The 22,486-nt window shown below is 62.6% G+C and carries 13 protein-coding genes and 2 pseudogenes; 2 read left to right on the top strand and 13 right to left on the bottom strand.

What is annotated here, in order from left to right; all coding sequences use genetic code 11:
- Nucleotides 1–38: 38 nt before the first annotated feature.
- Complete coding sequence (locus WJU18_RS05035) at nt 39–1,487, bottom strand: GAF domain-containing protein (RefSeq protein WP_423459042.1); 1,449 nt, start codon at nt 1,485–1,487, stop codon at nt 39–41.
- Nucleotides 1,484–1,975, bottom strand: coding sequence for a hypothetical protein (locus WJU18_RS05030; protein ID WP_423459041.1), 492 nt, complete (start codon nt 1,973–1,975; stop codon nt 1,484–1,486). Before WJU18_RS05030 ends, WJU18_RS05035 begins: the two co-directional genes overlap by 4 nt.
- Before the next feature lie 180 nt (nt 1,976–2,155).
- Between WJU18_RS05030 and WJU18_RS05025 the strand changes: the two genes are divergently transcribed.
- A complete protein-coding gene (locus WJU18_RS05025) occupies nt 2,156–2,875 on the top strand; it encodes a hemerythrin domain-containing protein (protein WP_423459040.1) in 720 nt (239 codons plus the stop codon).
- A gap of 19 nt (nt 2,876–2,894) precedes the next feature.
- On the opposite strand, the pseudogene WJU18_RS05020 reads toward WJU18_RS05025, so the two are convergent.
- From WJU18_RS05020 to WJU18_RS04970, 11 genes and pseudogenes are all read right to left on the bottom strand, one after another.
- Nucleotides 2,895–4,267 (bottom strand): annotated as a pseudogene (locus WJU18_RS05020) (efflux transporter outer membrane subunit).
- A gap of 104 nt (nt 4,268–4,371) precedes the next feature.
- Nucleotides 4,372–7,539 carry an efflux RND transporter permease subunit gene (locus tag WJU18_RS05015; RefSeq protein ID WP_423459039.1) on the bottom strand — a complete coding sequence of 1,056 codons (3,168 nt, stop codon included), beginning with the start codon at nt 7,537–7,539 and terminating at the stop codon, nt 4,372–4,374.
- Between the two features lie 18 nt (nt 7,540–7,557).
- On the bottom strand, nt 7,558–8,802 hold the full coding sequence (locus WJU18_RS05010; protein WP_423459038.1) for an efflux RND transporter periplasmic adaptor subunit: 1,245 nt from the start codon (nt 8,800–8,802) through the stop codon (nt 7,558–7,560).
- Between the two features lie 309 nt (nt 8,803–9,111).
- Nucleotides 9,112–14,992: pseudogene (gene uvrA, locus WJU18_RS05005) on the bottom strand (excinuclease ABC subunit UvrA).
- Nucleotides 14,993–15,144: 152 nt separating this feature from the next.
- Nucleotides 15,145–16,806, bottom strand: a complete 1,662-nt coding sequence (locus WJU18_RS05000; RefSeq protein ID WP_423459037.1) for an MFS transporter — start codon at nt 16,804–16,806, stop codon at nt 15,145–15,147.
- A gap of 280 nt (nt 16,807–17,086) precedes the next feature.
- On the bottom strand, nt 17,087–18,304 hold the full coding sequence (locus WJU18_RS04995; RefSeq protein ID WP_423459036.1) for a serine hydrolase domain-containing protein: 1,218 nt from the start codon (nt 18,302–18,304) through the stop codon (nt 17,087–17,089).
- 60 nt (nt 18,305–18,364) lie between these two features.
- A complete protein-coding gene (locus WJU18_RS04990) occupies nt 18,365–19,354 on the bottom strand; it encodes a Bug family tripartite tricarboxylate transporter substrate binding protein (protein ID WP_423459035.1) in 990 nt (329 codons plus the stop codon).
- Nucleotides 19,355–19,590: 236 nt separating this feature from the next.
- Nucleotides 19,591–20,226 (bottom strand): 2-hydroxychromene-2-carboxylate isomerase, encoded by a 636-nt coding sequence (locus WJU18_RS04985; protein WP_423459034.1) that lies wholly within the window; start codon nt 20,224–20,226, stop codon nt 19,591–19,593.
- Nucleotides 20,223–20,447 (bottom strand): DUF1289 domain-containing protein, encoded by a 225-nt coding sequence (locus WJU18_RS04980; protein ID WP_423459033.1) that lies wholly within the window; start codon nt 20,445–20,447, stop codon nt 20,223–20,225. Before WJU18_RS04980 ends, WJU18_RS04985 begins: the two co-directional genes overlap by 4 nt.
- Entirely contained in the window at nt 20,444–20,938 is a 495-nt protein-coding gene (locus tag WJU18_RS04975) for a YbaK/EbsC family protein (RefSeq protein WP_423459032.1), read from the bottom strand. The genes WJU18_RS04980 and WJU18_RS04975 overlap by 4 nt, the downstream gene beginning before the upstream one ends.
- A gap of 4 nt (nt 20,939–20,942) precedes the next feature.
- The gene (locus tag WJU18_RS04970; protein ID WP_423459031.1) at nt 20,943–21,851 is read right to left on the bottom strand and encodes a hydroxymethylglutaryl-CoA lyase; all 909 of its coding nucleotides are present in this window, start codon (nt 21,849–21,851) and stop codon (nt 20,943–20,945) included.
- Nucleotides 21,852–22,041: 190 nt separating this feature from the next.
- Between WJU18_RS04970 and WJU18_RS04965 the strand changes: the two genes are divergently transcribed.
- A complete protein-coding gene (locus tag WJU18_RS04965) occupies nt 22,042–22,482 on the top strand; it encodes a metallophosphoesterase family protein (protein WP_423459030.1) in 441 nt (146 codons plus the stop codon).
- Nucleotides 22,483–22,486: the final 4 nt, after the last annotated feature.

Below are 22,486 nucleotides of genomic sequence, written 5' to 3'. Positions count from 1 at the left end.
GCGCGCGTATTGAAAATCCAGAACCTCCGTCTTGCCTGCTACGCAACGCTGTCAATACGCTCCAGCACCAACGTCCGCCCCAGCACCAGTACATAGCAGCCGCGCCGCGATTTCTCGATCTGCAGCGGTCCGCCCCACTCGGCCAAGCGGCGCTGCAGCAGCAACAAACGCACGCCCAGGTTGTCCTGCACTTCAGGCAGCCCCAGGGAGGTACCGGCGAGGCGAAGCTCCCGCGTGGTAAAACTGGCACGCCCGTTGGAATGCGCATCGCTGGCGACCTTCCACAGGATGGCGCCCGCCACGCCCTTGATCAGGTACTGGTCGTCGATGAACACCGTGCCGTCGCGCGCGAAATACCGCAGGCGCAGCGGCGGTCCGTCGAGCGGCACAGGAGGTTGTGGTTCCGCTGGCGGCACGGTGGCCTCCAGTTCGGCGCTTTGCAGGGCCAGCAATGCCTGTGCAAGTTGAGCGCAAAGCAGCGCCAACGCGTCTTCATCGTCGTAGCCGAAGAATTGGTTGTTTTCACTCTCGACCAACAGCGCCCCCACCGTCCGCCCCCGCGCGCGCAACGGCACGGCCAGTTGGCTACAGGGAGTAGGCAGACCGGGCAAGCCAATGAGTGTCAATTCGGCCGCCTCGTCGACCATGCCGTGTTCGCGGGCCACCTGATGCAGCGTACGGCCATAGCGGTACATGCGCGCCATATGGCCAATACGCAACGCCACCCCCTCTCGCACAGCCACACCTGCCAATCCGGCCACGGCCACGGGCAATTCGGCGCCAATGCCGGCCTGGGCGTAGCCCATGCTGGCCAGCGCATAAAGACTCTGGCGGGGCTCATCCAGCAGCCACAGGATGGCGTGATGCACCGCCAGATCGCCGCGCAGGCCATCCATGGCCACCTGCGGCAATAGGGAAAGATCCTCGCATTCCGCGAGCCGCGTGGAAACGGCACGCGCACCAGCGGCCAGATCGCAACGTGCCTGGAGCGTGGACAGCGGAGCGCCGCTGGGCGGCGCCTCGATGCTCAGCACTTCATAGATGTCCGCGCCGCGCAAGCGGAATACATGCTCCATGCCGGTATGCGCCGCAATGCCGGCCAGCTTGGCACGCAACCGCTCGAAGAGCGGGCCTTCGGCTTCCGTGCGCAGATAGCGCAACTGCAGCACCACATTGGCACCGCTGCCGGGGTCCTCCAGCATCAGGCATGCGCGGCGCGTGGCCAGAACGTTGTCCCGGCTGCGATTGAAGAACTGGTAGGTGAGCGCGACGTGGTGTTCATCCACATACTCGACGTGCGAAAGCAGATTGACGTGCGGTACGCCTTCGGACGAAGCAGTGCAGAGCGTAGGAGGGATGGCGCCATCCAGGATTCGGCGGATGCCGTAGAGCGTCAGCGCTGCCGCAGGGCCCTCCTCCGCGCGCTGGAGCTCCTCCACGCCGCCGCGCTCCGGAATGAAGATTGGGGAGCGGTCCGGCCTTGTCATGACGCGGTCTCCAGCGCCAAGGGCAACCCCGCATTGGGACCGGGTGTCTGATCCCAGGCGCCGGAAATACTGAAATACACCGCGGCCAGCCCCCGCGCCGCGGCGCCGTACCACAACTGAAGAAAGGGCGCGTCGGCGAAACCATCGATCTCGGCAATCTCGGAGCCCAGGGTCGCTTGGCGCAATGCCAGCAAGCTGGCGTGCTCCGGCAGCCCCGGCTCCACACGGGCATCGCGGCCCTTGATGTGCAAAGTGCGGTTGGTGCGAGGCGAATTGGCAAGCAATGCCAACTGCCCCGTCTCGCTCAGCGCTGCAACCACGCGCGGAGCGGCTTTTTCAGCCAGCAGCACCAGCATCCGGCCGTCAGCCAACGCCTCGGCGGCAAGCGCGCGGCACACACAGGGTTGCCCGCTGCGTTCGCAGCTACCCAGCCGCAGGGATGGCATCAGCGGCAGATGAAAACGCCATTCGGCTGGAAGAACGAGCACGGACGAAAACCCCTGGCAGGCAGTGTGCTCGGGATGATACGCCTGCCGTTAACCAGCATTTAGCGCCAATTTAACGTTCTTTTAGCAGCGCAAATCCGAGCGTTTTTCTACAGTGACGGTACCCCGTTGCCACGGGGGTCTTTCCCAATAAGTGACCGCTCACCTCAAAGAACCCTCACCATGACACACTCATCCGTCTCCCTCCCCGTCGACACCACCTTGGCGCCTCGCATGGATATCTACGCCTACATCCACAAGGGCTTGCGCACCATGATGACGGAAACGCTTCACGCCGTGGGCCGCGCCGATGTCAATGACCGCGCCGAACTGCATGCGGCGTGCGACCGCGTCTTGGCTCTGGCAGATGCCTGTGCCAGCCACCTCTCGCATGAAAACACCTTCATCCATCCCGCAATGGAAGCCTGCCAACCGGGCAGCAGTTCGAAGATTGCCCATGAGCACGAGGAACACCAATCAGCCATCGCGCAACTACGCGAGACTGTGGCCGCGGTCAAATCCGCCAACCCCGGTACGGCGCAAGAGCGCGCGGTGCGAACCTTGTACCTGCATTTGTCGCTGTTCGTGGCGGAAAATTTCATGCACATGCACATCGAGGAAACCAAGCACAACCAGGTGCTGCAGGCCGGCTACAGCGATGCGGAACTGATGGCGCTGGAGGGAAGCATCGTGGCCTCCATTCCGCCCGAGAAAAACCTGATGTTCCTGCGCTGGATGGTGCCGGCGATAGCCCCTGCTGAACGCGCCCAGTTGCTGGGCGGCATGCAGGCCGCTGCGCCCGCCCCAGCATTCGCTGCCGCGCTCGACACCGTGCGTCCCCATTTGAGCGCGCGGGAATGGGGCAAGCTGGAAAGCACGCTCAAGCTTGCCGCGGTTGTTTGAAGGCCGCGCTCCCTGCCGGTCAGGACTGCGATGCAGCTTCTCGCCCGCCCAGTGCCTTCCACAAGGTCACACGATTGACTTGCTCCCCCAGGCGCAGGGTCAGCAAGGTCTGCTGAGCAGCATACAAGCTGCGCTGGGCATCCAGCACGGTCAGGTAGTTGTCCGCTCCTGCCTTGAAGCGGGCATCGGAGAGATCAAATGCTTTCTGCGTGGCCTGCACCATGCTCTCCTGGGCACGCAGCCGCTCGTTCCACTGAGCCCTGTCCGCCAGGACATCAGCCACCTCCTTGAACGCCGTTTGTACTGCCTTGTCGTATTGAGCCATTGCAATACGCTGATTCGCCTCTGCCACCTGGACGCCCGCACGCGAGCGCCCACCGTCGAAAATGGGCAGCCTGATCTGCGGGATGAAGCTCCAGGTGGAGTTGTCGCTGCCAAACAAGCCATTCAGCTCCGTGCTGCCGGTACCCACGCTGCTGGTCAGCGAGATCGTGGGGAACATGGCCGCGCGCGCCGCACCGATGTTGGCATTCATGCCGCGCAAATTGTGCTCGGCAGCCTGCAGATCCGGCCTTTGCAGCAATAGCTCGGAAGACAGGCCCTCAGGCGAGGGCAGCAAGGCGGCCGCCTCGCGGCCGGGCATGGTCAACGTGCTGTCCCTGGGCATCAAGCGCTCGGGCACTACCCCACCCACCAGCAACTGCAGGGCGTTGCGGCTGCGGTCCGCCTGGGAAGTGAACGCGGCCACATCGCCGCGAGCAGTTTCCACCGTGGAAAGGTTCTGTGCCAGTACCAGCCCGGTGGTCGAGCCGATGTCGAAAATACGCTTGGTCAGCTCGTAGGATTTTTCTCGTCCGGCCAGGGTGTCCTTGGCCAGTTGCAGACGAGCCTTATCGGCCGCCAAAGTGAGCCACGCATTGCTGACATCAGCCACCAGGGCGATCTGTACGTTCCGCTGGTTGTCTTCCGACTGAAGAAAAGCTTGCAGCGCCGCTTCGTTGAGGTTGCGCACACGCCCCCAGAAATCGATCTCGTAGCTGGTGAACCCCAGTTGCGCCGTGAACTGGTTCACCACGCTCGCCCGCCCCGTGCTGCTGAGATCGGCCGCCGTCCGGCTGCGAGAGCCCTGCGCTTGCGCATTGACCGTCGGCAGCAGATCGGCACGCGTGATGCCGTATTGCGCACGCGCTTTCTCGATGTTTTCAACGGCCACACGCAGGTCGCGGTTGTGGCTGAGCGCCAGTGCCACCACTTCACGCAGCTGGGCATCCTGAATCCAGGTTTGCGCTTGCGCAAATGCCAGGCTGGCTTCAGTCGCTACCACGGGCTCTCCTGCCCGCGCGGACAGGGTGGCAGGCACTGGCAGCGGGGCTGCTCGTACTTGGGTGCCATGTTGCAGGCGGAAAGCGCGAGCACAGCCGCCAAAGCCGTGCCCCCACGCAGTGGGTTCAGCTGTTCGGCCACCCTGCGGAGCTTATGGGGGTAGAAAGCACTTTTCATACGGCGGATACCTGTGTGGAAGCGGCATTCGCTTCGCTGTCATCGCGGCGGGAATGGCTCTTGAACCAGCTGCGCACCAGCAAGAAGAACACCGGCACCAGGAACAGGCCCAGCACGGTGGACGCCACCATGCCGCCCAGCACGGCGGTGCCGATGGCGTTTCGGCCTCCCGCGCCAGCACCGGTCCCCACTGCAAGCGGCATGACGCCAAAGCCGAACGCCAGGGATGTCATCAGAATAGGGCGCAAACGAATGCGAACCGCGGCCACCGTGGCATCGAATACGCTCTTGCCGCGCTCCTGAAGCTGAACCGCGAACTCCACGATCAGGATCGCGTTCTTGGCAGCCAGTCCCACCGTCGTCAGAAGGCCGACCTGAAAATAGACGTCGTTGGTGAGGCCTCGTGTATAGGTCGCCAGCAAGGCCCCCACCACACCCAGCGGCACTGCCAGCATCACGGACAGCGGCACCGTCCAGCTTTCGTACAAGGCAGCCAGGCAAAGGAAAACAAACAAAATGGAGATAGCGTAGAGCAGAGGTGCCTGCGCACCAGACTGGCGTTCCTGGAGTGAGGCGCCCGTCCACTCGTAGCCGATGCCATTGGGCATTTCCTTGAGAATGTCTTCCACGACCTTCATGGCCACACCTGAACTCACACCCGGCGCCGAGCTTCCGACGAATTCATATGCCGGGGCGCCGTTGTGACGCATCAGCTGTGGTGAACCGTATGCCCAATAGGTCGTGGAGAATGCACTGAAGGGCACCATCTCGCCGTTCTTGTTGCGCACCGTCCACTTGGCAATATCCTGGGGCAGCATCCGATAAGGCGCATCACCCTGGATATACACCCGCTTGACGCGGCTGTTGTTCAAGAAGTCGTTCACATAGGTGCCGCCCATGGCACTCGATAGCACACTGTTGATGTCCGCATAGGACAAGTTCAGCGCCGCAGCTTTCCGGTCGTCGATGGCCAGGCGCAGCTCAGAAGCATCTTCCAGGTTGGTAATGCGCACGTTGGCAAGCTCAGGCCGCTTGCGCGCTTCCGCCAGGAACCTATCTTTGGCTGCCAGCAATGCGGTATGTCCCAGGTCGTTCATGTCCTTGAGCATGAAGTTGAAGCCGGCATTCGAGCCCAGGCCGCGCACCGCCGGAGGCAGCGTGACAAAAATGCGCGCATCGCGAATGGAGGCCATGTCCCGCGTCGCCTTGTGCGCGATCGCCGCGGCAGATTGTGAGGGCAACGGCCTCAACGCCCAGGGTTTGAGGCGCACGAACCCGCGAGCGGAGCTCTGGTCGCCGTTCAGACCCGACACCTGGTTGAAGCTGATGACATCCGGCTGCTTCGCAAAGTACTCGCGCACCTGATCGAGCACCTCCTGCAGGCGTGCGTCGGCCGCGCCAGATGGGAGGTTGACGGTCACGGATACATAGCCTTGGTCCTCGTCAGGCAGAAAGGATGTCGGCAAGCGGCTGATCAGCAGCCAGACCGCGATCAGCACCGCCAGAAACACCAGCATCATGCGCTTGGCGCGCCGAAGCGTTCGGCCCACACCCTTCTGGTAGCGGTCTGCGGTGAGGTCGAAATGATGATTGAACCAGCGGAAGAATCGGTCGTTCAGGCCCAGCAAGCCTCGGCGTGCGGGCGTATTCGGGTCCATGTGCGCGGGAGGCTTCAGGATCGTGGCGCACAAGGCGGGCGTCAATGTCAGGGCAACGAACACCGAGAGAGCCATGGCAGCCACAATGGTGATCGAGAACTGGCGGTAGATCACCCCCGTCGAGCCGCCGAAGAAAGCCATGGGCACGAACACCGCGGACAAGGTCACACCGATGCCCACAAGGGCTGGCGTGATTTCCCTCATCGAGTGCCTGGTGGCTTCTTTCGCCGACATGCCGGTCTCGTGCATGACACGCTCGACGTTCTCCACCACGACAATAGCATCGTCCACCAGCAGGCCGATGGCCAGCACCATGGCAAACATCGTCAAGGTATTGATCGAATACCCCGTGGCCGCCAGAACGCCAAAGGTACCCAATAAAACCACGGGTACGGCGATCGCGGGAATCAGCGTGGCCCGGAAGTTCTGTAGAAAAATGAACATCACGATGATCACCAGAATCATCGCCTCCCCCAGCGCCATCACAACCTCATGAATGGATGCGCGAACAAAGGGCGTGGAATCCGAGCTGACGAAATAATCAATCTCGTTGGGGAAAAAGGGCTTGAGCTCGGCCAGCTTGGCAGCCACGGCGTCAGACACCTGCATGGCGTTGGCGCCATCTGCCAGCACGATACCCATGCCCGCTCCCACCATGCCATTGAGCTTCGATTTCACGGTCAGGTTGTCGGCGCCCAATTCCACCCGAGCCACATCCTTGATCGTCACTATCGAGCCGTCCGTCGAAGTTTTGAGCACGACATCTTCAAACTGTTCCACCGTCTGCAGCTTGGTGCGCGCGGTGATGGTCGCATTCAACTGCTGGTTGTCCGTCGCGGGCAGCGCGCCGAGCTGTCCCGCGGAAACCTGGGCGTTCTGCGCATTGAGCGCGCTGATCAGGTCGGAGGGCATCAGCGCATACTTCTGCATGGCTGCGGGGTCCATCCAGATCCGCATCGCATAAGGTGTACCGAACACGTTGACATCACCCACACCGTCAATGCGGCCGATCACGTCCACCAGGTTGGAGTTCAGGTAGTCGCCGATATCCACCTGGTTCATGGATGGGTCGGTGGAGTAGAAGCTGTAGGTCACCAGGAAATCCTGGCCGCCTTTGTTCACGAAGACACCCCGGCTCTTGACGGCTTCGGGCAGGCGGTTCGTAGCCGCCTGCAGCTTGTTCTGCACCTGCACCTGGGCCACGTCGATGTTCGTACCGGGCGCGAAAGTCAATGTGGTTCGCGCACGGCCCGACGCATCGGCGGTCGAAGTCATGTAGAGCATGTTGTCGATCCCCTTGAGCTGTTGCTCGATGATCTGGGTGACCGAGTTCTGCACGGTTTCAGCGGAAGCGCCTGTGTACTGGGCTCCGATGGTGACCCGTGGCGGCGCAATATCCGGGTATTGCTCCAGCGGCAGCTTGAAGATCGACAACGCCCCCGCAAGCATGATGACGATGGCGATAACCCACGCAAAGATGGGCCGGTTGATGAAAAACTGGGCCATGTGTTGGGGATCTCTCGCTTACTTCGTCGCAGCGGCAGCACGCAGCGCCGCCGCCGCGGCTTGCGGATCTATCTGCCGGTCCTGTTTCTGAGCGCTTGCGGCCAATTCCACTGCCTTGACCTTGTCACCAGGCTTGATGCGCTGGAAGCCATCCACGATCACACGCTCGCCTCCTTGAAGACCCGCCTGCACCAGCCAATCGCTTCCGATGGCGCTGCCCAATTCCACCGGGCGCTTGTCCACGGTGTCGTCGTCCTTCACCACCATCACGCTGGCTCGGCCCGTCAGATCGAGCGTGACCGCTCGTTGCGGCAGCAGGATCGCCTCGGGCGCCAACCCAGTGGGAAGCTTGGCCTGAACATACATGCCAGGCATAAGCACGCCTTCAGGGTTGGGAACCACTGCACGCAGGGTCACGGTTCCCATGGTGGGGTTGACGATCAGGCCGGAGAAATGCAGTTTGCCCTCGTGCGGGTATTCGCTGCCATCTTCCAGGCTGATGCGCACCGCCAATTGCTCGCCATCGAGCTTCTGGTAGCGGCCAGCCGCGAGATCACTTCGAAGCCGGAGCAATTCTGCCGTCGACTGCGTGAAATCGACATACATCGGATCCATCTGCACGATCTGCGTCAGCGGCGTGGTCTGGTTGGCAGTCACCAGGGCGCCCGGCGTCACGTTCGACATGCTGATGCGCCCGGAAATAGGCGCCTCGATGCGGCTGTAGCGCAGGTTGATCCGGCTGGTCTCCAGGTTAGCCTTGGCCACGGCCACATCGGCGGTTGCTTGCTTGGCAGCCGCCTGGCTTTCTTCATAGGCTTGCTGGCTGATGGCCGTGATCTTGACGAGTTCCGCGTTTCGGCGGGCCGTGGCCTCCAGCGTGCGTTGGCTAGCCTCTACCTTCGCCAGGACCGCAACAGCCGATGCTTCAGCCGCCCGCAAGCTGGCCGCGTCGAGCTGATAGAGAGGCTGCCCTTGTTTGACCAGCGCCCCCTCTGTAAACAGGCGCTTCTGCACAATGCCCGATACCTGAGGGCGAACCTCGGCGCTCAGGAAGGCCGCCGTGCGACCGGGGAGCTGGGTATCCAGCTGCTGGCTCTGTTTTTTCAGTACCACGACGCCCACTTCGGGAACCCGAGCCTGCGCCTGGGGAGCGGGAGCACTCTTTCCGCAACCGGCAAGCATGGCCGACGCCAGCGCCAGCGCCGCCCATACGCCGGCCTTTGGACGCAGCTTGAAGTTTCTACTGGGTGACGTAAAAAGCATTATTCGCATTCAGGATGTCAAGGCGGGATGGCAAAACCCCTCTATTCTTGGGGCGGAATGTTGATTTTTAGTAAAGCAGCTTACCAATTCGAGTGGTTTTGTACGCATATGCAACAAAGACCTCCCAAAAGGCACCTTCGGCGGGTACCCGAAACGCTTAGAGCGTGTTCAAAGTCTCGGCGCAACGAACCCGCGCCGAGACTTTGAACACGCTCTTAAAGCTGACCGCCGGAAACAAACCTTTGTTCCCTCCTTTACATGGTTACATGGGTGCCTGCCAAGGAGAAGGGATTTCTGTTTCTCAGGCTTTCAGGTGAGTGCCGAACGCGCAAGCACCCGCGCCAGGGCAACCCCAGTATGGGTGCCGGCACGCACCACGTCCTCTGGCGTCCCGGCGGCCACCAGTTGCCCGCCGGCGTCACCGCCATCCGGTCCCAGGTCAATGATCCAGTCCGCCTCGGCGATCAGGTCGAGGTCGTGCTCGATCACCAGCACGCTGTGGCCGCCGTCCACCAGACGGTGCAGCACGTGAATGAGCTTTTCCACGTCCTGCATGTGAAGGCCGACCGTGGGCTCGTCCAGCACATACAGTGTGTGAGGTGCCTTTTGCCCTCTCCTGCCCACGTCATCCCGCACCTTGGATAGCTCCGTCACCAGTTTGATGCGCTGGGCCTCCCCGCCCGAAAGCGTGGGAGAAGGCTGGCCGAGGGTGAGATAGCCCAGGCCCACGTCCTTGAGCAACTGCAGCGGGTGCGCGATGTTCGGCATGGTGCTGAAAAAACCCACAGCTTCGTCGACTTCCATCTGCAGCACGTCGCCGATGCTCTTGCCGCGCCAGGTCACAGCCAGGGTCTCCGGGTTGAAGCGGGCGCCATGGCAGACCTCACACGGAACCTTGACATCCGGCAGAAAGCTCATGGCAATGGTGCGCATGCCCTGGCCCTCGCAAGCCGGGCAGCGCCCTTCGCCGGTGTTGAAACTGAAGCGGCCAGGGCCGTAGCCGCGGGCGCGCGCCTCCAGCGTTTCGGCGAACAGCTTGCGCACCGTGTCCCAGAAGCCGATGTAGGTGGCAGGGCACGAGCGCGGCGTCTTGCCGATGGGTGTCTGATCCACTTCCAGCACCCGGTCGATCTTCTCGAAGCCGCGCAGGCCGGTACAGCCCACCAGCGGCGGCGCCTTTCCGGCATCCATGGCGTCGCGCCCTGCCTTGGTGGCGCGCTGCCCAACCCAGGCTGCCACGTTGGCCAGCAGCACATCGCGCGCCAGCGTGGATTTACCCGAGCCGCTAACGCCGGTAACAGCCACCAGGCGCTTGAGCGGCACGGCCACACCAATCCCTTTCAGGTTATGCAGCTTGGCGCCGAGGACCTCCAATGTGCCCTCGCCGTCCGGCTTGGCCGCCATCGCCACCGGGCGGCGCGCCTGCATGGGATGGCGCATGGCATCGCGCAGATACCGGCCGGTGGCGGAATCCTCCGCGGCCTCCAGGTCGGTGGCCGTTCCCTGCGCCACCAGCCTGCCGCCCCGGACGCCGGCCCCGGGGCCGATATCAATCAGGTGCTCGGCCTGGCGAATGGTGTCTTCGTCGTGCTCGACCACCACCAGCGTATTGCCCTTGTCGCTCAAGGTTTGCAATGCATCCAGCAGGATGCGGTTGTCGCGCGCGTGCAGGCCGATGGTCGGCTCATCCAGCACATAACAGACTCCTTGCAGGTTGCTGCCTAGTTGCGCAGCCAGCCGGATGCGCTGCGCCTCTCCGCCGCTGAGCGTAGGAGCGCCGCGATCCAGCGTGAGATAGCCCAGGCCGACCTGCTCCAGGAAATCCAGGCGGCTCTTGATCTCGGGAATCAAGTCGCGGGCGATGTCGGCATCCCTGCCCGAGAGATGAAGGCCATCGAACCAGGTACGCAGATCACGCACGCTGAAATGAGCCAGGTTGGTAATGGGAACGCCACCGTCCGCGGCAATGGAAGCCCCCTCCAGCAGCACCGCGCGCGCAATGGGGTTCAGCCGGGTACCCTGGCAGGTTGGGCAGACCGCATCGCTGACATCCTCGACATCCGGCTCGGCGAAAGTTTGCTCCCGCCCCTTCTGGTCGTCGGCCATCACGGAATCATCGAGCACCTTGCGCTGCTCCTTGGTCAACTTGACGCCCGTGCCCACGCAATCGGGACACCAGCCGTGCTTGCTGTTGTAGCTGAACAAGCGCGGATCCAGTTCGGTGTAGCTCGTGGCGCACACCGGGCAGGCACGGATGGTCGAGAACACCTCGACGCGGCCGATGCCGGCCGTAGGGCGGCCGGATTCCATGGCCGCGCGCAGCCCTCCGAGCTCGCTCAGCACGTGCACCACACCCTTGCCATGCTCCAGCGCCCGGGACAGCGATTCGCGCAGTTGACCCTCGTTGCCGGGCGTGACGAGCAGGCTCATCATGGGCAGCTCGATGGTGTGTTCCTTGAAGCGGTCGATACGCGGAAAGCCTGTGGTGGGCAGAAATTCGCCGTCCACACGCAAATGAGTGTAGCCGCGCGGGCGAGCCCAATCAGCGAGTTCGGTATAGACGCCTTTGCGCCCGACGACCAGCGGCGCCAGCAAGCCAATGGTCTGGTCGCGATAGCGCGACAGGATCTGCGCGGCAATGCGGTCGGCGGTCTGCGGCTGCACCGCCGCGCCATCGTGAATGCAATGCTGCACGCCCAGCTTCACGTAGAGCAGGCGCAGGAAATGCCACACCTCGGTGACCGTGCCCACGGTACTCTTGCGGCCGCCGCGGGACAGACGCTGCTCGATGGCTACAGTAGGCGGAATGCCGTAGACAGCATCCACCTCGGGCCGGCCCGCGGGCTGCACGATGCTGCGCGCATAGGCATTGAGCGATTCAAGATAGCGCCGCTGCCCCTCGTTGAACAGAATGTCGAAAGCCAGCGTGGATTTGCCCGAGCCGGAAACGCCGGTAATGACGTTGAACTTGCCCCGCGGAATCTCCACGCTGATGTTCTTCAGGTTATGTTCACGGGCGTGGACGATCTCGATCTGCCCGGTCGCCTGCGTGGCAGGTTCAGCTTCGAGTGTGGAGCCTGCATAGCCGGCACGCGGTTCTTGCACGCTGAACGCCGAGCCCTGAGCGCTCAGCTTTTCATATTCACGCAAGGCGGCCCCCGTATGGGAACGAGGATTGGCCGCCACCTCCTCGGGTGTGCCCTGCGCCACCAGTTCACCGCCGGCGTCGCCCCCCTCCGGACCGAGATCGATCAGCCAGTCGCTGGCGCGCATCACATCAAGGTTATGCTCGATCACGATCAGCGAATGCCCCGCATCGAGCAGCTTGCGGAAGGCCCGCATGAGCTTGGCGATATCGTCAAAATGCAGGCCGGTAGTGGGCTCATCGAACAGGAACAATGTGCCCTTGGTGGCCTTGGGCTGCTTGCTGGCCGTGGCTCCCTTGGCCGCCTCGGCCAGGAACCCCGCCAGCTTGAGCCGCTGCGCTTCCCCCCGCTCAGCGTGGGCACGGGTTGGCCGAGCTTCACATAATCGAGCCCCACATCGGCAATGGGCTGCAGCACGCGCACCACCTCCCGGTCCTGCGCGAACAACGCCGCGGCTTCGGCTACGGTGAGATCCAGCACGCCAGCTACGTTCAAAAGCCTGTTTCCGCGCTCAATCGTGACTTCAAGAATCTCCGGCCGGTAGCGCTTGCCGTCGCAATCCGGGCAGCGCAGATATACATCGGAGAGGAACTGCATTTCCACGTGCTCGAAGCCCGAACCGCCACAGGTGGGACAGCGCCCGTCACCCGAGTTGAAGCTGAACTTGGCCGCGGTGTAGCCGCGCTGCTTGGCGAGCGATGCATTCGCGAAGAGCGCCCGAATGGCATCCCAAGCACCGACATAGCTCGCCGGGTTGGAGCGCGCCGTCTTCCCGATGGGCGACTGATCGACGAACACCACTTCGCTCAGATGATCGGCGCCCAGCAGGCGCTCATGCGCGCCGGGCGACTCGGTCGCCTTGCCAAAATGCCGCAGCAGCGCGGGCGCCAGGATGTCCTGGATCAGCGTGGATTTGCCGGAACCGGAAACGCCCGTCACCGTGACCAGGCGCTGCAAGGGAAACTCGATGGAGAGGTTCTTCAGGTTGTGCTCGGTCGCCCCCTCCAGGATCAGCCTGGGAGTATTGGCGGCCACGAGACGGGAAAAGCTCGCACCGATGGATTTCCGGCCACCCAAATAGGCGCCCGTGAGCGTTTCAGACTCGCGCAGCTCATCAGGCGTGCCGTCGAACACAATACGCCCCCCTGCGCGCCCGGGCCAGGCCCGAAATCCAGCACGCGGTCCGCCGCCAGCATCACGGCCGGGTCATGCTCGACCACCACCAGGGTATTGCCCGCGCGCTTTAGGCGCTGCATGGCCTGGGTGATGCGGTCCATATCCCGCGGATGCAGGCCGATGCTGGGTTCATCCAGCACAAAAAGCGTATTGACGAGCGAAGTGCCGAGCGCTGTGGTCAGGTTGATGCGCTGCACCTCGCCGCCGCTGAGCGTCCGGCTTTGGCGATCCAGCGTCAAGTAACCGATACCCACATCGCAGAGATACTTCAGGCGGGCCTGGATTTCTTCCAGGATCAGTTTGAGCGCCTGGGCGTTGGCATTGGCGGGTTGCAGACCGGGTGCGGCGGATCCTTCGTCCGCCTGACGCGTCGCGGTCCATCCCGCAGAGAAGAACTTCCCCAAGCGCTCGATCGGCAACAGCATCAGATCGTGCAGGCATAGACCTGGCAAGGCCTCCAATTGCTCGCGCGTCCAGGCCACTCCTACGGGCATAAAGCGCTGGCTTGGCGGCAGCACCGCGTCGGCGTCGGCCTTGCTGCCCACTCGCCAAAGCATGCTTTCCAGCTTCAGCCGCGCGCCGCCGCAATCGGGGCAGGTCGTATAGCTGCGGTATTTGGAGAGCAGCACACGGATGTGCATCTTGTAGGCCTTGCTCTCCAGGTACCTGAAGAAGCGGCGGATGCCATACCACTGCTTGTTCCAGTTGCCTTCCTTGAAGTTCGGCGTGCCTTCGATCACCCAGTGCTGCTGCTCGGGCGTCAGCTTGTTCCAAGGCGTGTCGCGCGGAATGCCGGCAGTCTCGGCATGGCGCATGAGATCGTCCTGGCATTCGCTCCAGGCGGGCGTCTGGATCGGCTTGATCGCGCCAGCACGCAAGGTCAGCCGCTGATCGGGGATCACCAGGCCCCAATCGACCCCGATCACGCGCCCGAAGCCCCGGCAAGCATCGCAGGCGCCAACGGCAGAATTGAAGGAGAACATCGAGGGGATCGGCTCGCGGTAGCGCAGATCGCTCTCGGGGCAATGCAATCCGGTAGAAAAGCGCCACAAGTCAGGCTGTAGTGCCCCCACGCTCCCCACTTCGTGTGGTTCGCTGCCCCCCGAGGGGGCTGACCCGCCTTGGGACGGCCCGGCGGCGGGTCGCGCGCCCTCTTCCCGGAGGGCATAGACATTCAGTCGCCCGGAACTCCGGTGCAGCGCCACTTCGATCGCCTCGATCACCCTCACCTTCTCGGCGTTGCCCATACGGAAACGGTCAGCCACCACATCGAGCACCTTGTTGGTCCCGCCTCCGGGTGCCGCCACTTCGCGCTCGGCCTGTACCTTGGTGAAGCCGCTCACCGAAAGCCATTGCGCGACTTCTTCCGCGGTGGTGCTTCCCGGCAGCTCGACCGGAAAAGTCAGCACCAGCCTGGGATCACCCAGTTCCGCCGCACGTTCAGCCAGGGCGGCAGCGATCGTCTCCGGTGTGTCGTGACGCACCGCCTGCGCCGTCTGGCTGTCGAACAACTGGCCCGCACGTGCGATGAGCAGCTTCAGGTGGTCGTTCAGCTCCGTCATGGTGCCGACCGTGGAGCGCGAGCTGCGCACCGGGTTGGTCTGGTCGATGGCGATTGCTGGAGGCACGCCTTCCACCTTGTCGACCGCAGGTTTGTCCATGCGGTCGAGAAACTGCCGCGCATAGGCGCTGAAAGTCTCGACATAACGCCGCTGCCCCTCGGCATACAGGGTGTCGAACACCAAACTCGATTTACCCGAGCCGCTGGGGCCCGTGACCACCGTCAGCTCGCCGGTGCGGATATCGAGATCGAGGTTTTTCAGATTGTGCTGGCGTGCGCCGCGTATGCGGATCAGCGGAGAGGGCATGAGGCAGGGTCCGGCAGGTGGAGGCCAGAAATTCTATGCCTCGAACGTTTCCCTTGCCGGCGAGGGTTCTTCGTCTCAGAAAAAGAAAAACCGCCCCGAGGCGGTTTTTCTGCGGTGGACACGCCACCGGCCGGTCAATTCAGAGAATCAGATCAATCGGATGCGTAGATATCCACATCCTTCGTCTCGCGCACGAACAGCATGCCGATGACAAAGGTGATGACCGCGATCACGATCGGGTACCAGAGGCCGTAGTACATGTTGCCGTTCGAGGCCACCATGGCGAACGAGATGGTGGGCAGCATGCCGCCGAACCAGCCGTTACCGATGTGGTAAGGCAAGCTCATGGAGGTGTACCGGATGCGGGTGGGGAACATCTCCACCAGCGCGGCCGCGATAGGCCCATAGACCATGGTTACGTAGATCACCAGCAGCGTCAGGATGGCAATCACCAGCGGCTTGTTCATCTTCGCCGGATCCGCCTTGGCCGGATAGCCATCAGCCTTCAGCGTGTCGCTCACATCCTTCTTGAAAGCGGCGATGGCGGCAGCACTGGCTTCGTCGAATTTGCTGTTCACCACATTACCGGCGGGGACGGGGATCTCTTTCTGGCCAATTTTCACCACGGCAGGGCCGCTGCCAGCCACGTTTTCGTAGCTCACCGAGTTGGCTGCCAGGAAGCGCTTGGCGATATCGCACGAAGTGCGGAAATCGATCTCACGCGCCACAGGGTTGCCACCGAACGAGCACTCTGCGGGATTGGCCGTCACGACCACCTGGTTGGCGGCCTGTGCGGCGGCCAGATCAGGGTTGGCAGCCTGGGTCAGCGCCTTGAAGAGCGGGAAATAGGTCAATGCCGCCAGCAGCAAGCCTGCCATGATGACGGGCTTGCGGCCGATCTTGTCGGACAGCGTGCCGAAGATGACGAAGAACGGTGTGCCGATCAGCAGCGCAATGGCGATCATGATGTTGGCGGTGGAGGCATCCACCTTCAGCACGCTCTGCAGGAAGAAGAGCGCCTGGAACTGGCCCGTGTACCAGACCACGGCCTGCCCGGCAACCAGACCGAACAGCGCCAGCAGCACCACCTTCAGGTTCTTCCATTGGCCAAACGATTCGGACAGCGGCGCCTTGGAGGTCTTGCCTTCCGACTTCATCTTCTGGAACGCCGGCGACTCATTCATCGACAGCCGGATCCACACCGACACTGCCAGCAACGCGATCGACACCAGGAACGGAATCCGCCATGCCCAGGCAGCAAAAGCCTCCTCGCCGGTCACGTTCCGCACGATCAAAATAACGATCAGCGAGAGGAACAGGCCGAGCGTAGCCGTGGTCTGGATCCACGATGTATAGGCACCGCGCTTGCCGTGCGGCGCGTGCTCGGCCACATAGGTGGCGGCGCCGCCGTACTCACCGCCCAGTGCCAGGCCCTGCAGCATGCGCAGCACGATCAGGATGACTGGTGCCAGTACGCCGATGGACGCATAGTTGGGCAACAGGCCGACAATGAAGGTCGACAGGCCCATGATCAGGATGGTGACCAGGAAGGTGTATTTGCGCCCGATCATGTCGCCCAGGCGGCCGAAGAAGAGCGCGCCGAAAGGCCGGACGATAAAGCCCGCTGCAAAAGCGAACAGCGCAAAAATGAACGCGGAAGTCGGATCCAGGCCAGCGAAGAACTGCTTGGCGATGATGGCCGCAAGCGACCCGTAGAGATAGAAGTCGTACCACTCGAATACGGTGCCCAGCGACGAAGCGAAGATGACTTTCCTCTCCTCCGCCGTCATGGGCCTTGCAGCCGTTGTTGCCATGCGTTGTCTCCTCTTGAAGGTGGTAATTGCCGACAGGATGTCGCACTGCAAATGTGAAAGCAGTTGCTGACCCTTTTCTGACAGCTTTTCCCTCTGAAGACAGGCCGTTCGGCGTGCGCTCCCAAAAAATCAGGGGCAACCCTGACGTTAAATTTCTTTATATGAAATTTCGCGCCAATGAACGAGATGAAAGAGGCCGTGACGTCGTCCAATCTACGGGTAAATCCGTAGAAAATTTTTTCGGTCAACGTCAGGGTCCGGAATCCAAGGTACGGTGATCCTAGCCCGCGAAGTGCGTTGCCAGCGCGTGCTGCAACACCACGGTCGGCCCATCGAAGGGATGCGGAGGCGGCGCGCCGCCGGCTGAGCTGAACTGAGCCACCACCAGTTCTGCCTGCGGCGAGACGTAGATGCGCTGGCCGTATCGCCCTGAGGCCGCAAAGCCTTCCATGTCGTCGTGCATGTTGAAAAAGCAATTCCGATAGGAGCCCGTGGGCATGACGCTGTGCCGCGGCGACGCGGCGAACAGCGCGCGATCTCCGTTTCTTCGCGTGTCGGCCACGAAGGCCTCGGGAACAATCTGCCGGCCGTTCCAGTGGCCACCGTGGCGCAACATCTCCCCAAAGCGGGCCATGTCGCGCAGCGTCATCGTCAACCCGCCGGCGGTGAACTCCGCGCCCAGCCGGTCGACGGTCAAGTAGGCATCGCGCTGAACGCCCACGGGGGCGAACAGCAACTCGGAATACAGCTCCGCGATGGTGCGCCCAGTCGCTCGGCGCACCGCCCAGGCCACCGCCTCGATAGTGCCGTTGTCGTAATAGAACTGCTTCCCATGCGAGCCCGCGCGCGGCTTGCGCAGCACAAACTCATAGAAGTCGGCCGGGGTGCCCTCCTGGAGCGGCAGCAGGCCCAGAATTTCGTAAACGCCGCCGTCCTGTTGCCCCATGACGTTGGCCCGCCCCGCGAGTACCGGGCGCTGGATACCGGCCTGCATGTCCAGCAATTGCTGCAAGGTGGCATCGCCCATGGCCGTCCCGCGCATCTCCGGCACGTAATACTGCGCCTCCTGCTGGAAATCCAGCACGCCCTGCCCCTGAAGAATGCCCGCCAACATGGCCATGAAAGACTTGCTGACAGAAGCGGTGCCATGCAGGGTTTGAGGCCGCATGCCGTGCAGGTAGCGTTCGTAGACAATGCGCCCGCGATGCATGATGAGAAAGGCATCCACGTCCAGCGTGGCCAGCACATCCTGGAGCGGCGCGGGCGTGCCGTCCAGCCCTGGCACCGGCAGGGTATCGAGCGCCTGCGGGGCCTCGGGCAACACACTGACAGGACCATCGCCGCGCCAGATGGAGACGGTAGGCACCTGCAGCGAACGGTTCATCAGGCTCCAACGCAGGAAGGCGGGTTCATGCCAGTTCTGCGGTGTGATGCGCGTCTGCAGCGAAGGCGGAAAACCCTGCATCACGCCATCGGCGAGGGAAGAGATGGAATCCATGGTTGAGGTCTTTCGGAATCGGTTCAGCAGGCGTTCGGGACCAGTGAGGAGGCTTCGGCTTCAGTCCGCATAGACGCCGGCCTTCTCCACGATGGCTCCCCACGCCTTGGTTTCCGACGCGACCTGCTGCGCCAGTTCCGCAGGGGTCATGGACCGCCAAGCGGACCATAGCTCATCGCGCTTTTTCTCCCATTCCGCCGTGGCGTTGAGCTGGTTGATGGCGTGCGCCAGCTTGTCCACGATGGCCTGTGAAGTACCCGTCTTGAGAAAGTAGCCTGTCCAGCCCATCCGCTCGAAGCCGGTATACCCGAGTTCCTTGAACGTGGGCACATCGGGTAGGTACTTGCTGCGCTGGTCGCCGGTAATGGCCAGCAGGCGCAGGCTGTTTTTGCTCAGCAACGGACGCAGGGTGAAGGTGTCGTACATACCGTACTGGATGTCACCGGCCAACATGGCCAGCAGGCCGGGGTTGCCTCCCTTGAAGGGGATGTGCGTGGCCTTGAATCCCATGCTGTCGGCCAGTTGAAAACCATAAAGATGCGAGGGCGAGCCGTTGCCCACTGAAGAGTAATTCAGTTTCCCGTTTTGCTGGCGCGCGTACTGGAGCCACTCCTTCAGCGTTTTCTCCGGGCGGGAAGCCGGTATGGCGAGGCCGATGGGCGACAGCCCCTGAATGGCCACCGGCATGAGATCGCGTTGCGGGTTGTAGGGCAGCTTCCGATTGAAGCTAGGCTGAATCGTCATGGCGGCATTGCCCAGCAGCACGCTGTAGCCGTCGGCGGGTGCATTGAGTACCGACTGGTGTGCCAGCACACCGCCAGCGCCAGGCTTGTTGTCCGGCACCATCGTGGCGCCTCCCAGCAGCGGCGCCAGGCCCACCATGAAATCGCGCATCCGCAGGTCGACGGGATCCCCTGGCCCAGACTGCGTCACGAACCGGATGGTGCGCGCCGGCCAGGCCGGAGTTTGCGCAAAGGCGCTCAGCGCAGGCATGGCAAGAGAGGCGGCCGCGCCTTGCAGCAGGCGCCGTCTGCGAAGTGGAAAAACCATGGTCGAAGACTCCTTCCGTCTTGAATAACTCATCACGGTATTTCCCACGAACACCGCGCCTTGCAAGCCAGGGGCATCGACACATCTCTTCTCTCGCCATTCCCGCGCAGGCGGAAAGGATGGGAGAGAAAGAAACATGAGATAAGTGAACACCTAAGCTTTCAGGCCATTGGACCTCCGCCAACGCCGCTGCTCGATAACGGAATGAAAAATCCCGATAACTGACTGTTATGACATCAGAGACGCCGCACGCTTTGCGCCACACGCTCTGGGGCGCTCCATGCTTCGTCCAGGCGCGCATCGCCCTCAAGATAGGCCCTCAGCATAGGCAATGCATCAAGACCCCAGAACAGCTTGTCGTCGACCAGCATGCTCGGCACGCCGAAGAGACCTGCCGTGATTGCCGCCTCGGTCGCGGCCTTCAACGCCTGCTTGACTTCGTCTCCCGCCGGATCCCGCTCCGGCGCCAATTGCGCTGTCAATTCGGCCAACCGCGCCGCATCGTCCGCAGCATCACCGGAACACCAGACATGGCGAAAGATCGTCTCGCATTGATAGCGGTTCGGCGTCCCCTGATCAGCGCAAGCCATGGCCAGCCGCAGCAACGGCAGAGGATTGAACGGATGCGCAGCCGGCATCCGGAAGGCCGTGCCCTGGGCGCTCGCCAGCCAGGCTACCTGGCGGTAAGTCCATTCGCGTTTGCCGGGGATCTCCGCGGGCCCCAACTGGCCGTGATGCTTGAGCAGGCCCGCAAAGAGGATGGGGCGATACACCACGTCATAGCTCAAGCCCTCCAGCGCCTGCGGTAACTGCTCGAATGCCAAATAGGCGTAAGGCGAAATGAAGTCCAGGTAAAAGTCGATGCGCTTCATGGCAATTCCTTACTGTGGCGCTGCTGGATGCGCTCCCATATGGCCCACTTGGTGTCTTCCGTCATCGAGCCCCAGCCGCCGATTTCATCCAGCCGGCGCAGGCAGCCTTCGCACCAGTTGGTGCCCGGATTGATGCGGCAAACCTTCACGCACGGAGAGGGCAGCGGTTGCCCGTGGGCTCGTGCGTGCCGGGCCTCCAGCGCGATGGTTTCAAGACTCACGCCGACTCAACGACGTCGGCCACAGGCGCACCGGTCAGACGCTCAAGATCGGCGAATGCGAGCTTGAACACGCCGTGCGGATGCCCAGCCGCGGCCCATATCTCGCTGAAGCGGGACAGTTCTCGGTCGATCAGGGTGACGGGTTCACTGGTATGCGCCACCGGCGACACACCGCCGATGGTGAAACCGGTCTTGACTTTGACAAACTCGGCATCGGCACGGCCAATCTTGCCGACCAGCGCCGCCACCTTCTTCTCGTCGACACGCCGGTCTCCGGACGTGATGACCAGCACCGCCGCGTCATCTTCCTTGCGGCGGAAGATGATGCTCTTGGCGATCTGGCCGACCACTACGCCCAGGGCGTCAGCCGCCTGAGCGGCCGTGCGCGCGGCGTCATCGAGCATGACGGGCGCGTGCGTGTGGCCAGCAGCCGCAAGGGCCTGGGTCACGCGTTGCATGCCCTCTGGAGGCGCTTTCAGTGCGTGCTCCATGCCCTCACCCGGCGCGCTTGTTCAGCACTGCCTTCGCCGCGTTCGAATTGGGCTTGCGCTGCAGAAAATCGCTGATATAGGCGCCGGCATCCACAAGCTTGTCGAAATCAATACCGGTCTCGATATCCATGCCCCGCAGCATGTAGGCCACATCTTCGGTCGCCACGTTGCCGGTAGCGCCCTTGGCATACGGGCAGCCGCCAAGGCCGGCCACCGAGGTATCGTACTGCCACACCCCCATTTCCAATGTGGCCAGCGTATTGGCCAGCGCCTGGCCGTAGGTGTCGTGGAAATGGCCAGACACCTCATCCAGCTCATAGTGCTTGAGGGTTTCCTCTACGGCCCGCTGTATTTTGCGAGGAGTGCCCACGCCAATCGTGTCGGCCACACCGATGTGCTGCACGCCGACCCCCTTCATGAGCTTGGCAAGATACCCCACCTGCTCCGGGGCTACCTCACCTTCATAAGGGCAACCCACCACACAGCTCATGGCTCCGCGCACAAAAATGCCCTTGGCGCGTGCCGCCTCGACCACCGGAGCAAAGCGCTCGATGCTCTCGGCGATGGAGCAGTTGATATTTTTCTGACTGAAAGCCTCGCTGGCAGCCGCGAAAACCACGATCTCGTCTACCCCGGAGGCCAGCGCGCCCTCGAAACCTTTCATGTTCGGCGTAAGCACGCTGTAGCGCACGTCAGGCCGCCGTTCGATGCCGGCCAGCACCTCGGCGGCATCAGCCATCTGCGGCACCCATTTGGGGCTGACGAAGCTCGTGACTTCAATTTCCTTCAGGCCTGCTTCCTGCAGGCGATGCACGAGGCCAATCTTGATGGCAGCGGGCACAGGCTGCTTTTCGTTCTGCAGGCCGTCACGCGGTCCTACGTCAACGAGCTTCACACGGGAAGGTAGGGACATGGCAATTAATCCGGGCAGTATTAAGGTTGCAGTGCAGCCTGCCAGTGTAGCGGCGTGCCGGAAAACTTGCCGCGTACCTAGGGTGAATCCAGCACTTCTATGATGGAGCCATCTTGAGAACGTATGTCATCGTGTGTCATCAATTGACTCCTTCATGCGTTTTGTGAAGATACCCCCTGAAAAGCCTCCGATGAAGCTCGCCTTGTTTGCCGATGTCCACGCCAACCGCCACGCGTTGGACGCCTGTCTGGCTCATGCGGAACGGGCCGGTGCGGAACGCCATGCCTTTCTGGGCGATCTGGTGGGATATGGAGCGGAGCCCGGTGCGGTGATCCAGCGCGTCAGGGCTCTTTGCGGGAGTGGCGCCATGGCTGTCAAGGGCAACCACGATGCGTACGCCTCTTCACTGTTGGTGTCTGGGAAAAAGACGCTGGGCCATGCCAGCGTGGCCTGGACGCAGCGGCAGCTTTCCCTGGATGAGCGCGAGTTTCTGGCCGGCTTGCCGATGACGCATGCCGAGAGCAGCTTCCTGCTGGTACATGCGAGCGCTGACGCACCGGGAAGCTGGCGCTACGTGGAAACGCCAGAGCTGGCTGCCGCCAGCCTCGACGCCGCGATGCACCCCCCATAGGCAG

Origin of the sequence: Ottowia sp. VDI28, assembly GCF_049532675.1 — a bacterium.
Taxonomy (GTDB): domain Bacteria; phylum Pseudomonadota; class Gammaproteobacteria; order Burkholderiales; family Burkholderiaceae_C; genus Ottowia.
The sequence above is the reverse complement of the archived record's forward strand: the minus strand, read 5'-3'. Positions and strand labels throughout refer to the sequence as shown.